Source organism: Rhizobium sp. PEPV16 (assembly GCF_008919455.1).
Lineage (GTDB): Bacteria > Pseudomonadota > Alphaproteobacteria > Rhizobiales > Rhizobiaceae > Rhizobium > Rhizobium leguminosarum_Q.
Genome location: NZ_VSZV01000341.1, coordinates 25635 through 38699, shown reverse-complemented (window position 1 = coordinate 38699; position 13065 = coordinate 25635). Strand labels below are relative to the sequence as shown.

The window sequence follows — 13065 nt, the reverse complement described above, 5'->3', positions numbered from 1 at the left end:
GAGGAAGGTCTTGGCCAATCTCAAACAGCTCGCAGAATCGTTGGGACTTTCGATCACCACGGTGTCGCGTGCTCTCGACGGTTATGCCGATGTATCGGCCGCCACGCGTGAGCGGGTTCGCGAGGCTGCCGACAAGGTCGGCTACCGGCCGAATGCTTCGGCTCGCCGCCTCCGCAAGCAGCGCGCCGAACTGGTTGCCGTCACGCTGCCGAGCGATCCCGGCCATATCGGCCCTCCGCATTTCCTCGATATGTTGTCCGGCTGCGCCGAACATCTTGCTGCTGCCGGCCTCAATCTGGTGATTGCACCGGTGCCGCGCGGCGAGAGCGAACTCGACATCTGCCGCCGCTTCGTCGATGGCCGCCGCGTCGATGCCATGCTTCTCGTTCGCACCAAGCGGAAGGACGAGCGCGTCGAATTCCTGCAGTCGCGCGGCATTCCCTTCGTCACCAACGGCCGCACCGAAAGCCTGACGCCCCATCCCTATATCGATGGCGACGGCTTTGCCGGCTTCCGGGCCGCGACCTTGCGCTTCCATGCTGCCGGCCACCGCCGCATCGGCCATATCGCCGGCCCGCAGGAATATTTCTTCGCTCATGACCGCTGCCGCGGCTGGCGGGCGGCGATGGAGGAATGCGGCCTGGCCACCAACCTCTGCGCCGAAGGCGCGCCGTTGGAACAGGGCGGTTATCTCGCAGCACTCGAACTTCTGCGCCAACCGTCGCGTCCGACCGCCCTCGTTTGCGCCACCGACGAAATGGCGATCGGGGCGCTTCGGGCGCTGCGCGAGGTCGATGGCGGCAACCACATCAGCATTGTCGGCCATGACGACCTGCCGATGGGCGCCTTCACCAGCCCGCCGCTCTCGACGATGCGCATGACCGGCGAACACCTCGGCGCAAGCTTCGCCTCGCTGCTGCTGCGCGCCATTGCCGGCGAAACCGCCGAAGAACTTCAGGAACTTCACGCGATCGAATTCATCGATCGCGACAGCCATCGCCGTCCGCTTAGAGCGGCATAGACAGCAGTGCATCTCAAACAAAGAACAATGAAGGAGGAGAAGATGAAACATATCATGTCATTTGGAGTTCTGGCTTCCACCGTGCTGGCCTTCGCCTCGCCGGTGCTGGCCCAGACGGTTTTCGTATCCACCCAGCTTCGTCCGATCGAGGAGGCGACCGTCGTTCGCGAGGAACTGTTGAAGGACGTCGGCTCGGTTGACTACGTGGTCGAGGAACCACCGCAGTTTGCCGTCCGCATGGAAGCCGAGCGCCAGGCCGGCAAGCACACCGTCAGCCTGGTCGGTGCGCTGCATGGAGAGCTTTCGCCGCTTGCCGACAAGGACACGCTCGAACCGCTCGACGATCTCGCCAAGAAGCTGGCAGCGAGCGGCATGCCGCAGTCGCTGCTCGACCTCGGCAAGCTCGGCAAGTCGACCCAGCAGTACATTCCCTGGATGCAGGCGACCTATGTGATGGCTGCCAAAAAGGAAGCCCTGCAATACCTCCCTGATGGCGCCGACGTGAACGCGCTGAACTACGATCAACTGATCGAGTGGGGCAGGAACATGCAGGAGGCGACCGGCCAGCCGCAGATCGGCTTTCCGGCCGGTCCGAAGGGGCTGATGGCGCGCTATTTCCAGGGCTATTTCTATCCGTCCTTCACCGGAGGCGTCGTGCGTACTTTCCAGAGTGCCGATGCGGCCGCCGGCTGGGAGAAACTGAAGGCGCTATGGGCTTATGTGACGCCGAACTCGACCAGCTACGACTTCATGCAGGAGCCGTTGGCTGCCGGCGAAGTCATGGTCGCCTGGGATCATATCGCCCGCCTGAAGAATGCCATTTCTGCCGCACCGGATGATTACGTCGTCTTCCCCGCTCCCGCCGGTCCCAAGGGTCGCGGCTACATGCCAGTCGTTGCCGGTCTCGCCATTCCGAAGGGTGCGCCTGACAAGGCCGGCGCAGAAAAGATCATCGAGCACCTCTCCATGCCGGAGACGCAGCTCTTGACCGCCTCAAAGGTCGGCTTCTTCCCGACGCTGAATATCAAGCTGCCGCCGGATCTCGATGCCGGCGTCGCCCTGCTCGCCGGTGCGGTCACCGCCACCCAGGCTTCCAAGGACGCGGTCATCTCGCTGCTCCCGGTCGGTCTCGCCGACAAGGGCGGCGAGTTCAATAAGGTCTACATGGATAGTTTCCAGCGCATCGTGCTGCAGAACGAGCCCGTCGCAGACGTGCTGAAGACCCAAGGCGCGACGATGGCCAAGCTGATGACCGACACGAAGGCTGCCTGCTGGGCGCCCGATGCCAAGAGCGATGGCCCCTGCCCGGTCGAATAAATCTGTCCATGAAGCGTCCGGGCGAAATGCCCGGACGCGCTTTCACCCCTCTGCTCGTCAAGGCCGGAGCCGATGACCAACAGCCGACCCTGGATCCCTTATCTGCTGATCCTGCCATCCGTCGCCTTCCTGGCGCTGTTGTTCGTCGTGCCTCTGGTACAGACTATCTGGCTGGCGGTTTCGGACAATGGCGCGCCATCGCTCGCCAATGCCGAGCGCATGGTCACCGACATCAATTTCACCCGCTCGGTGAAGAACACCTTCCTGCTGACGATCGCGGTCGTGCCGGTGCAGATCGCCATTGCGCTGGCCATGGGCACGATGGTCGCCAAGGTCGGCCGCGGGCGGGAGACGATCCTGTGGATCTGGACGATTCCGCTCGGCATTTCCGATCTCGCCGCCGGTCTCGTCTGGCTGTCGATCCTGCAGAACACCGGCTATCTGAATTCGCTGCTCTTCGGCCTCGGCATCATCGGCAGGCAGGCAAGCTGGCTCTCCTACCAGACGCCGGTCGCGCTCTTCCTCGCGATTGCGGTTGCCGAAATCTGGCGCGGCACGGCAATCGTCATGGTCATCATCGTCGCCGGTCTCAATCAGGTGCCGAAGGAGTTCAAAGAAGCCGCCGAAATCTTCGGGGCTGGCCCGTGGACGCGCTTCTGGCGCATCACCCTGCCGCTGATCCGCCCCGCCCTGCAATCGGCGTTGATCCTGCGCACCGTGCTCGCCTTCGAGGTCTTCGCGGTGGTCTATGCGCTCGGCGGACGCAACTTCCCGGTTCTCGTCGGCGAGGCCTATAACTGGCAGAACCAGAACCAGAATTACAGCGTCGCCGCCGCCTATGCGGTGCTGATCATGATCATCTCGCTTGCCGCCACGCTTATCTATCTGAAAGCCTTAAAGGTCGATCCGGAGCGCCTGCCATGACCACGGATACCGTCAACACGGCTGCGGACACCCGCAACGCCGCCGGCTTCGTCTCCTCGCGGCGCTGGCTGCTGTGGAGCGCCATCGCCGCACTCTGCGCCTGGGTGCTGGTGCCGATCTATCTGGTCGCGCTCGGCGCGCTTGGCGGCCGCCAGGGCGTCTATATCTGGCCGAAGACCGGCCTTCCCACGGGCATATCGCTCGAGCCCTTCATTCTCTTCCTGAAGACGGAAGGCGTCGTCCAGTCCTTCCTGAATTCGCTGGGGGCAGCCGGCATCACGGTGGGGCTTTCGATCCTACTCGGCGCACCGGCAGGTTATGCGCTCGCCCGCTATGATTTCCGCGGCAAGGACAGCTACCGCCTCCTGGTGTTGCTGACCCGCGCCTTCCCGCTGGCGATCCTGGCACTGCCGCTGACGGTCTCCTTCATCCGGCTCGGCCTCTACGATACGATCCTCGGCGTCGGCCTTATTCATACGGTCCTCGCCCTGCCTTTCGCCGCACTCGTTACGCAGGGCATTTTCCTCGGCGTGCCGAAGGAGTTGGAGGAAGCCGCCTGGGTGTTTGGCTGCACCCGCATCCAGGCCTTCTTCAAGGTGGTGGCGCCACTCGCTCTGCCCGGCATTGTCGCGACCGCGGTCTTTGCCTTCGTCATCTCCTGGAACGAGGTTTTTGCTGCCTCGGTGCTGACGGTGCGCAACCGCACACTGACGGCCTACCTGCTGACCGTGCTTTCGGAAAGCCCGATGCACTATCGCTTTGCCGGGGGGCTGATGCTCATCCTTCCCTCGGTCGTCTTCATCTTCGCGGTCAGACGCTACCTCTTCGCGATCTGGGGCATTTCCTCCAAATAACGGGACCAGAGACATGGCCAATATTGTCATCGACCGCATCCGCAAGAGTTTCGGAGCCTTCCAGGCGCTGAAAGAGGTCTCGCTGACGATCAACGACGGCGAATTCGTCTCGCTGCTCGGCCCGTCCGGCTGCGGCAAGACCACGCTGCTGCGCATCATCGCCGGCCTCGAGACGGCAACATCGGGAGATATCCGCATCGGCGACAAGTCGGTGATCGGCTTGCCTCCCAAGGATCGTGGCCTTGCGATGGTCTTCCAGAACTACGCCGTCTTTCCGCATATGACTGTTTACGAGAACGTCGCCTTCGGGCTGCGGATGCAGAAGGCCAACGACGCACGCGTGAAGGCGCAGGTCGAAAAGGCCGCCGGCCTGTTGCATATCGAACAATATCTCGACCGCTACCCGAACAAGCTTTCCGGCGGCCAGCGCCAGCGCGTCGCGGTCGCTCGCGCCCTTGCCGTCGAACCGAAGGTTCTGTTGATGGACGAGCCGCTTTCGAACCTCGACGCGCTGCTCCGTCTCGAAATGCGCACCGAACTCAAGACCGTGCTGCAATCGGCAGGCACCACGACGATCTATGTGACCCACGACCAGACGGAAGCGATGGGCCTTTCCGACCGCATCGCCGTCATGCATGGCGGCGTGGTCGAGCAGGTCGGCCATCCGGTCGAGATCTACAATCACCCGGCGACACGTTTCGTCGGCGGCTTCATCGGCAATCCGCCGATGAACTTCATCCAGGTGCCGGTTTCGAACGGCCAGGTGGCGGTAGGCGCCGAACGGCTCGTGGCGCCGCAGGAATCCGGCGATCAAATCGTCCTCGGCCTGCGCGGCGAGGCCGTCGAACTCGCGCCGCTGCCGCAGGGTCTCGAAATGCGGGTTCGCGTTGCCGAGCCGATGGGCTCGCATCTGCTGTTGACTGGGTCGATCCATGACCAGCCGGTCCGCGTCATCCTGCCGGCTTCGGAGACCGTGAAGAGCGGCGAGACGATCGGCCTAAAGCTCGACCAAAAGCGCATCACCTGGCTTTCGCCCGAAAGCGGCAAGTCCTTTCCGGCCGTTTTGGCCTAAGAATACCGGAGCATCCAGAATGAACACGCATATCGACCAGGCGAAGCGCATCCTCGCCGTGAACGATCGCGGCGGCTATACCGTGCCGACCGACCGGCTCTATCCCTTCCAGTGGAACTGGGATTCCGCCTTCGTCGCCATGGGCTTCGCGCTCTACGATACCAACCGCGCCTTTCGCGAGCTGGAGCGGCTGGTCGAGGGTCAGTGGGCGGACGGGATGATCCCCCATATCGTCTTCCACGCGCCAAGCGAAACCTATTTCCCGGGGCCGGATGTCTGGCGCACGCAGCACACGATCCCGACCTCCGGCATAACCCAGCCGCCGGTCTTCGCGATCGCACTGCGCAAGCTGCATGAGGTCGCCGGCAAGGAGGACGAGACGCGCACCCTGCCCCTTTACGAGGCGGCGCTGAAATGGCACCGCTGGTGGTATTCCGCCCGCGACCCTGAAGGGACGGGGCTTGTAGCACTCCTGCATCCCTGGGAAAGCGGCAGCGACAATTCTCCCGCCTGGGACATCGCGCTTGCCCGTGTGCCCACCACGACCGACACGCCTGTCGTGCGCAAGGACACCGGTCATGTGGATGCCGACATGCGCCCGCGCGACGAGGATTACCGCCGCTTCATTCATCTGGTCGATACCTATGCCGCCTGTGGCTGGGATCCGGCGAAACAATGGGAAAAGGCGTCCTTCAAGGTCGCCGAGATCCAGACGACCGCCATCCTTCTCAAGGCGGGCGAGGACCTTGAGCATCTTGCCCGCCTGTTCGGCCGGACCGAGGACGCGATCGAGATAGATGCCTTCAACGACCGCACCCGCAAGGCGATAATGGCCCAATGGCGGCCGGACCTCGCGCGCTTCGTCTCCCGAGACCTGATCTCCGGCAAAGATGTCGAAGCCGCGACGCAAGCCGGCTTCATCCCCCTCCTCTCGCTGGACCTCGACAAGCAGGTTGCGAACGCCCTGGTCTCGGAAATGAAGGCCTGGTCCAAGGGTCTAAAAGTTGCCTTCCCCACCACCAAACCCGGCATCGCCAGCTGGGAGCCGAAGCGCTACTGGCGCGGCCCCGCCTGGGCGATCATCAACTGGCTGCTGATCGACGGACTCAGGCGCAATGGGCATGCGGATGCGGCCGAGGAACTGCGGAAATCGACGATCGCAGCGATCGAAACGGAGGGTTTTGCCGAATATTTCGACCCTGTCACCGGAGAAGGCTGCGGCGGCCTCGGCTTCTCCTGGACGGCTGCCGCGTATCTGTGGCTTGAGGGAGGCACAGTCCGTGCTTGAGTGTAGAGCCGCGCCCAGCTGCTACTCTCCGCGATCAGCGCTCCAGGGGTGGCCTACATATAAAGCGTATGATTTAATCATACGGTGGGTTATAAGGAGATAACCGAGGACACATTATGCGTACAACCCAACCCCTTACCATCACCCTCCCGCTGGAAATGGCGCAGATGGTGAAGGCCAAAGTCAGCTCCGGCGAATATGCGACCGAGAGCGAAGTCATCCGCGACGGCCTGCGCACCTTGGCCGCCCGCGACGCCGCCGTTGAGAAATGGCTGCGCGACGAGGTCGTGCCTACTTATGACGAGATGAAAGCCCACCCCGAGCGCGCCCTCTCCGTCGAGGAAGTCCGCCGGCGGCTCGATGCCCGTATGGCCGCTCACGCCAAGAAATAGCGCAGGGCTTGAACTACAACGTCATTTTTGCGCCCAAGGCGAGCGACGACCTCGAAAACCTGCTGGTGTACCTGATAGACGAGGCCGGGCCGGAGACGGCTCGCAACTACGTCGGTAAGATTGTGGATTACTGCCTCAGCTTTGAGACGTTTCCCGAGCGAGGCGCCGTGCGTGACGACCTGCGGCCGGGACTGCGCGTCGTTGGGTATCGCGGCAAGGCAAGCATCGCGTCTGTGGTGGAAGAGAACATCGTATCTATCCTGCGTGTTTTCCATCGCGGCCAAGACGTCCGCTTCGACGATAATTAGCAAACGACTTAACCCAGACGACAGATCGACTGCTCGCCCTATTCCGGCTGCCATGGCTGCATGGTGAGCACATTGCCGCCCAGCTTGGCGAAGGCGCGCTGGCGGCAGGAGAAGACGAGGATCTGCTGGTCGCGCGATTGGCGGTGCAGCGCATCGAACATCCGTTCGATCCGATCGTCGTCGGAATAAACAAGCGCATCGTCGAGGATCACAGGCGCCGGCCGGCCGTCGCGGGCGAGAAGCCTTGCGAATGCAAGGCGGGTCAGCACCGAGAGCTGCTCCCGCATTCCGCCGCTCAGCCGGTCGACATCCTCGTCCAGGCCGTTGCGGCGCACGATCTGCGGCAGCAAGGTGTCGCCATCGAAGGTGATCGAGATGTCGTCGAACAGCAGGCCGAGCAGCGGGGCGAGTTCGTTCATGACAGGCTTGAGATAAAGGTCGCGCGCGGCTGCTCGCGTCGCCGTCAGCGCCTTGCGCAGGCGATCCAGAACGGCGACCTCCGTCTCGAAACGCTTTACCTGCTCCCGCGCCGCATCAAGCAAACCGCGAGTTTCCAGCCAGTTTTCTTCCACCGCGCTGTCTGAGCGGGTGCGGATCTGACCGCCGAGATCGGCAAGCTCCTCGCGAAGCTTGGCAATTTCGCGGCCTGCGGCGTCGGCGACCGAGCGCGCCCTGGCAAGGGCGGCCTCTGCGCCTGCGAGGTCCCGACCTGTCCTGCGCAAAGGCGCGGCCCGGAGTTCGACAGCATCGAACTGCTCTTTGGCGTTGGCAAGTTTTACAACAAGGTCCTGCTGCAATTCCGTTCTGCTGGCTTCGGGGCCGATAATCGCTTCGATCGCCTCGCGTTCCTGGCCAAGCCTGGCGTGCTCGGTCTGCGCGCGCAATATGGCCTCGCCTGCTTCCGTGCGCATCACTGACGCCTCCCGCGCCCGATTGCGCGCCAGTTCGATGCGTCGCGTCGCATCGGCGAGACGGGCGCGCACCTCCTCCGGGTTGGCGTCGAGTTCGACCGGACCCTGGCTGAGTTCAGCAAAGCGTGCGGCGTCGAGGTGAAGTTCGTCGATGCCATTCGGGGCGAGATCAGCGAGCCGCTGGCGTGCCCGCACCAGCTCCTCCTGCTTGTTCCGCGCGGCAATATCGCGCTGTCGTGCCGCCCGCAGACTGTCGACACCGAGCTTGGCAAGCAATGTTTGGCGCGTGGCTTCCGCACTCTCGAGCGCCCCGTCCGGCTCTGCCTGCCGGCTGGAATGGATGGTCAGCGTGCCGACGCCCGCTATGTCGAGCCTCGCCATCCCGGCAAAGCTCTTATCCTCGCCCCCATGCAAAGGCTGGCGGTCCATGCTCACCAATCCGGAGACGTCCTTCAGGTAATCGATCCTGAGTGAGGGAAGGCCGACTTCGGCGGCTGCGCGCAAGCCGACGATCTTGATGTCGAGTGCTTCAAGCCGTTCGATGGCGTCGGCTGGAATGACGAGCAATGCATGCGCCGCCTCCCCGTCCTCGATCTGCTGCCGCGCCGCTTCCGCCTGTTCGAGACGCAGACGGACCTCGGCCAGACGCTCGGCGGCGTGGCGTGAACGTAGCGCAGCCTCCAGCCGCGCCAGCAATTCGCGGTTTAACCGCTCCTCCTCTTCGGCCGCCTGCACCTCCGTCGTTGCAGCCTCGCTTTCGGCCAGCGATGCCGTGCGTCGCACGGCTGCATTTGAAAGCTCCTTTTCCGCCAAGGCGAAACGCCGCGCGAGTTCGCCACTGCGGTTCAATGCCGTGTGGAAGCGGTCGAATGCCTGCTGCGCCTCATCGCGGCGGCTGGCGGCCAAAGTAGCCTCGGCGTCGAGGGCCTTGAGCTCCCTGTCATGCAGTTTAGCGGCTTCGAGCACCGACTCGGCGTTGGCAATCGCCGTCTTCCGGCCGGCCTCTTCGTCCGAATTTTCCAGTTCGCTGAGTCTCGCCTGCACTGAGCGGCGGCGATCGAGTGCGCCGTGCAGCATCTCCACCTCCTTGGCCAGCCGCGCCTCCTCCGCCTGCAACCGGTCACGCTCCTCGAGCGCGGCGGCAAAGCGGCCTCCGGCCTTTGGCCGGAGCGTCGCGGTGACCAGGCGATTGAGTTCATCCTCGCAGGCTTCGAGCACTGCCGACATGCGCCGTCCGCCCGTCAGCGCCTCCACCTCGCCCTGCACCGAAGACAGCAGGCTTTCGCGCACCCGCTTGTCGTTTTCTTCCTCGCTCTTGCTGCGATTTTCGATGCCGGTGACGCCCTGGCGCACCCAGAGCAGGCCTGCCGGGCCGGCAGTTCCGCCGGAAATGAGATCGCCGATGAAAGCCTCGGCCTCGTCGGCCTGGGCGACGAGCCGGCCGCTGCCGAGATCGGTGACGCTGGCGCGCCGCCCGCCATAGAACTGCTTGGTCAGGCGGTAGCGGCCGGCTTCGATCGTGATATCGGCCTCGACGATCGGATTGCCGCCGCTATAGGGGCGCAGCATCTGCACGCTCTTTGGCGTGCCGCCGTGCGGCTGGAAGAACAGCGCATGCAGCGCCTCGAAACAGGTTGATTTGCCGTGTTCGTTGGCAGCGCTCAGCACGTTGACGCCGTCGGCGATTCCTTCGACAGATATGCCGCGGCCAGCGAAGCGTTTGACGTTGTGAAGGCGAAGAGCGTTGAGTTTCATCGATCGATCGCCTCGCAATAGGAAAACAGGCGGATCAACGCCTCACGCGCCACACCCCTGTCATCGCCCGATCGGGATTGGTCGAGGCTTTCGGCAAGCAGCAACTCCGCCGCATCGCGCAGCGCACCGGCTCGGTCGATGATCTCGAGATCATCGCTCTCGCAATCGGTCCCCAGCAGTTCCGTATCGATCTCCAGATGCGCAAATTCCGGCGCGACCTGTTGCAGCAGGCTGGTCATTGCTGTGCGCCCGTTCAATCGGGCACGGCCGGACAGCGCGACACGCAACAGGGTTTGTCGCCGCGCGAACGGTTCCGGCAGTGCCGCCTTCAGCGCTTCAACACCGTCTTCTGACGCCAGCAGCGGAAGCTGCAATGTCTGCCAGGAAAAGCTGGCGGTCGTCACCGCCGTCGTCGTCGGCATCGCCCCCTGCCCGGCAATGGAAACGACCATCGCCTGCCCCGGCCGGTCATGCTTGAAACGGTCCGGCTCGGGCGCGCCGCTGTAATATGTTCTGGCGTCGACCGCGACCGATCCGTGCCAATCGCCGAGCGCCATGTAATCGAGGCCGGCCAGCGCCGCGCGGTTCGGCGCAATCACGTTGGTGGCCGTGGCATCCTCCGAGAATTCCTGAATCGGGCCATGGGCGAGGCCGATGCGGATAGAGCCGTCCGGCGTGGCTGCACCCGTCATCCATTCGGTCAGGTCGCGGCCCGGCCGCCTGGTCGTGCAAGGCGCCGGCAGCAGGATGACATCAGGTCCAAGCGGAAGGGGCGCCGCTTCCGTCGCCAGGATGACATTGTCAGGCACCACGCCGCGCGCAGCACTCCAGAGTTGGTCCGCCAGCAGCGAATCGTGGTTGCCAGGAAGCAGGACCCAGCGCAGCGGCGTATTCCGGGCCATCTCGCCAAGCGCTTGGCGAAGCACGGCAGGTGTCGGCGTCTCGGTATCGAACGTGTCGCCTGCGAGCAGGATGACACCTGCCCCATGCTCACGTGCCGCACCGGCAAGCCTGGCGATCACGCCATGCCGCGCCTCGCGCAGGCGCCCTCTCAAATCCTCCGGAAGATTGCCAAATCGTTTGCCAATATGAAGGTCCGAACTGTGCAGGAAGGAAAACATCAACCAGCCATGTTTGCGATGCGCCGCGAGCTTCCGAGCATGGCCTACAGCGCCGCGCGTCTTTTCGGACACGCAAGGACACTGTAGCGCTTTGCAGTAGGCCTCGTCCGCGGTTCGCGATTCCGTTGTTCCGCGACAGACCATGCCTCCCGATATCAGGCGAGGCAAGCCTATCCTGGCTCAACAAGCTCTTATCCAACGCTTATCTAATTCTGCGGGATATTCGACACCGTAGCCATCCTGCTCACGGACGAGGACGGCTGCTAATGCCGCCGGTAACCTCCGGGCGGAGTGCCGCCTGATCCGTCGGCCATCTCTCAGATCTCCAATATATCAGGGAGCCGTTCACGAAGCTCCTTCACCAGCACGCGCTCATTTTCCGAATAGTCGACCGGAACGTTCACCAGATGGACGCCACCTCCGGAGAATGCCTCTTCGAGAACCTGTTTGAACTGGCCGATATCGTCGACCCTGGTTCCCCTGGCGCCGTAGGATTCGGCATATTTCACGAAGTCGGGATTGCCGAAGGTCATCCCGAAATCCGGGAATTCGTCTACGGCCTGCTTCCAGCGGATCATCCCATAAGCATTGTCCTCGATGACAAGAACGACGAGGTTGAGCTTCAGCCTGACGGCGGTCTCGAGTTCCTGGGAGTTCATCATGAAGCCGCCGTCACCACAGATCGCCATGACCCGCCGCTCGGGGTATAGCATCGAGGCAACCATCGCCGACGGCAGCCCGGCTCCCATCGTTGCAAGAGCATTGTCGAGCAGCAGCGTGTTCGCCATCCGCGTTCGGTAGTTGCGCGCGAACCAGATCTTGTACATGCCGTTGTCGAGCGCCAGGATGCCATCATGCGGCATCACCTCTCTTATATCGTAAACCAGTCGCTGCGGCGTGAAGCGATCCTCCGTCGCCCGCGCGGCAATGCGCTCGAGAATGCGCTCCCGCAGGTGAAGAAGCGCCTGCGCGTTTGGCAGCTTGCCCTCGAGGCGATCCGCCAGCGCCTTCAGCGAAGGGCCGATGTCGCCGATGACTTCGGATTGCGGGAAGTAGACCTGCTCGACGGTCGCCGGCTGATATCCGACATGGACGACCTTCGGGCCGCCCTTGCCCATGATGAAGGGTGGCTTCTCGATCGTGTCGTGCCCGATCGTGATGATAAGGTCTGCCTGTTCGATGGCCTCGTGGACATAATCCCGCTCCGACAGCGCGGCGGTGCCCATATAAAGTTCGGTTCCGCCGGGCACCGTTCCCTTCCCCATCTGAGTGGTAAAGAACGGAATGCGCGTACGGATCACAAACTGCGCAATATCCGATGTCGAGCGGGGACGCGAGGCGGCGGCCCCGAACATCAGAAGCGGACGTTTGGCTGCGGCGATGAGGGCGGCGGCGCGATCGAGGGCCGCATCGCTTGCCGTCGGCAGTTCGAGCTGATGCGGTGCAATCAGTGCCACTTCCTGACATTCTTCAGCCGCAATATCTTCCGGAAGCTCCAGATGTACCGGCCCCGGCCTTTCCTCCTGGGCGATGCGGAACGCCTCCCTGACCGTCGTCGGGATCATCTGCGGCGAGACGATCTGCCTTGCGAGCTTGGTCAGCGGCTTCATCGACGCGACGACATCGACCACCTGGAAACGCGCCTGGCGGGACGAGAGAATCCCCTTCTGACCGGTTATCATCACCATCGGCATCGCGCCGAGCAAGGCATAGGCGGCACCCGTCGAGAGGTTCAGAGCACCAGGCCCGAGCGTCGTCAGGCAGACGCCGGGCTTTCCAGTCAGGCGGCCATAGGTCGCGGCCATGAAAGCCGCCGCCTGTTCGTGTCGGGTGAGGACGAGCTCAATCGACGACTTTCGGATGGATTCGACGACGTCGAGATTCTCTTCGCCTGGGATGCCGAAAATGCGCTCGACACCTTCGTTCTCAAGCGCTGCCACTAGAAGATCGGAGCCTTTGGTCATTGGATGTTTGCCCGTGCTGTTTGGATCGAGGCTTCCAGAAAGGAAGGCCTCTTGAAGATATGTTCTTTTCCGGGCCTGTCCATGCGTTCGGCGGCATCGCCTCAATCTTAGTCGCCGAGGATTTCTGGATAGGACTTG

General features: G+C 63.2%; 11 protein-coding genes. 8 read left to right on the top strand and 3 right to left on the bottom strand.

All coding sequences use genetic code 11. From position 1 onward, the window contains the following. The first annotated feature begins 10 nt into the window (after positions 1 to 10). The 8 genes from FY112_RS26510 (at position 11) to FY112_RS26475 (ending at position 7176) form a co-directional block, all read left to right on the top strand. Positions 11 to 1021: a substrate-binding domain-containing protein gene (locus FY112_RS26510; RefSeq protein ID WP_151519654.1), complete on the top strand. Its 1011-nt coding sequence runs from the start codon at positions 11 to 13 to the stop codon at positions 1019 to 1021. A 42-nt stretch (positions 1022 to 1063) separates the two neighbouring features. After that, entirely contained in the window at positions 1064 to 2338 is a 1275-nt protein-coding gene (locus tag FY112_RS26505; RefSeq protein WP_151519653.1) for an extracellular solute-binding protein, read from the top strand. 72 nt (positions 2339 to 2410) lie between these two features. Then, positions 2411 to 3262, top strand: a complete 852-nt coding sequence (locus FY112_RS26500; RefSeq protein ID WP_020046945.1) for a sugar ABC transporter permease — start codon at positions 2411 to 2413, stop codon at positions 3260 to 3262. Then, positions 3259 to 4116, top strand: coding sequence for a carbohydrate ABC transporter permease (locus FY112_RS26495; RefSeq protein ID WP_151519652.1), 858 nt, complete (start codon positions 3259 to 3261; stop codon positions 4114 to 4116). The genes FY112_RS26500 and FY112_RS26495 overlap by 4 nt, the downstream gene beginning before the upstream one ends. 13 nt (positions 4117 to 4129) lie before the next feature. Beyond that, positions 4130 to 5188 (top strand): ABC transporter ATP-binding protein, encoded by a 1059-nt coding sequence (locus FY112_RS26490; RefSeq protein ID WP_151519651.1) that lies wholly within the window; start codon positions 4130 to 4132, stop codon positions 5186 to 5188. A gap of 19 nt (positions 5189 to 5207) precedes the next feature. Then, on the top strand, positions 5208 to 6476 hold the full coding sequence (locus FY112_RS26485) for a trehalase family glycosidase (RefSeq protein ID WP_151519650.1): 1269 nt from the start codon (positions 5208 to 5210) through the stop codon (positions 6474 to 6476). A 116-nt stretch (positions 6477 to 6592) separates the two neighbouring features. Continuing rightward, positions 6593 to 6868: a type II toxin-antitoxin system ParD family antitoxin gene (locus tag FY112_RS26480; protein ID WP_072641240.1), complete on the top strand. Its 276-nt coding sequence runs from the start codon at positions 6593 to 6595 to the stop codon at positions 6866 to 6868. Positions 6869 to 6876: 8 nt separating this feature from the next. Then, positions 6877 to 7176 (top strand): type II toxin-antitoxin system RelE/ParE family toxin, encoded by a 300-nt coding sequence (locus tag FY112_RS26475; protein ID WP_151519649.1) that lies wholly within the window; start codon positions 6877 to 6879, stop codon positions 7174 to 7176. Positions 7177 to 7214: 38 nt separating this feature from the next. Here the strand turns inward: FY112_RS26475 and FY112_RS26470 are convergent, their stop codons facing one another. From FY112_RS26470 to FY112_RS26460, 3 genes are all read right to left on the bottom strand, one after another. After that, the gene (locus FY112_RS26470) at positions 7215 to 9842 is read right to left on the bottom strand and encodes an AAA family ATPase (protein WP_151519648.1); all 2628 of its coding nucleotides are present in this window, start codon (positions 9840 to 9842) and stop codon (positions 7215 to 7217) included. Continuing rightward, complete coding sequence (locus tag FY112_RS26465) at positions 9839 to 10963, bottom strand: metallophosphoesterase (RefSeq protein WP_151519647.1); 1125 nt, start codon at positions 10961 to 10963, stop codon at positions 9839 to 9841. Before FY112_RS26465 ends, FY112_RS26470 begins: the two co-directional genes overlap by 4 nt. Before the next feature lie 317 nt (positions 10964 to 11280). Further along, positions 11281 to 12927 (bottom strand): acetolactate synthase large subunit, encoded by a 1647-nt coding sequence (locus FY112_RS26460; protein WP_151519646.1) that lies wholly within the window; start codon positions 12925 to 12927, stop codon positions 11281 to 11283. Between the last annotated feature and the right edge of the window lie 138 nt (positions 12928 to 13065).

What these genes read in the sequence shown, in the direction of transcription:
- FY112_RS26505 (WP_151519653.1), top strand. Translation starts at nt 1,064, where the DNA reads ATGAAACATATCATGTCATTTGGAGTTCTGGCTTCCACCGTGCTGGCC.
- FY112_RS26500 (WP_020046945.1), top strand. Translation starts at nt 2,411, where the DNA reads ATGACCAACAGCCGACCCTGGATCCCTTATCTGCTGATCCTGCCATCC.
- FY112_RS26495 (WP_151519652.1), top strand. Translation starts at nt 3,259, where the DNA reads ATGACCACGGATACCGTCAACACGGCTGCGGACACCCGCAACGCCGCC.
- FY112_RS26490 (WP_151519651.1), top strand. Translation starts at nt 4,130, where the DNA reads ATGGCCAATATTGTCATCGACCGCATCCGCAAGAGTTTCGGAGCCTTC.
- FY112_RS26485 (WP_151519650.1), top strand. Translation starts at nt 5,208, where the DNA reads ATGAACACGCATATCGACCAGGCGAAGCGCATCCTCGCCGTGAACGAT.
- FY112_RS26480 (WP_072641240.1), top strand. Translation starts at nt 6,593, where the DNA reads ATGCGTACAACCCAACCCCTTACCATCACCCTCCCGCTGGAAATGGCG.
- FY112_RS26470 (WP_151519648.1), bottom strand. Translation starts at nt 9,842, where the DNA reads ATGAAACTCAACGCTCTTCGCCTTCACAACGTCAAACGCTTCGCTGGC.
- FY112_RS26465 (WP_151519647.1), bottom strand. Translation starts at nt 10,963, where the DNA reads ATGTTTTCCTTCCTGCACAGTTCGGACCTTCATATTGGCAAACGATTT.
- FY112_RS26460 (WP_151519646.1), bottom strand. Translation starts at nt 12,927, where the DNA reads ATGACCAAAGGCTCCGATCTTCTAGTGGCAGCGCTTGAGAACGAAGGT.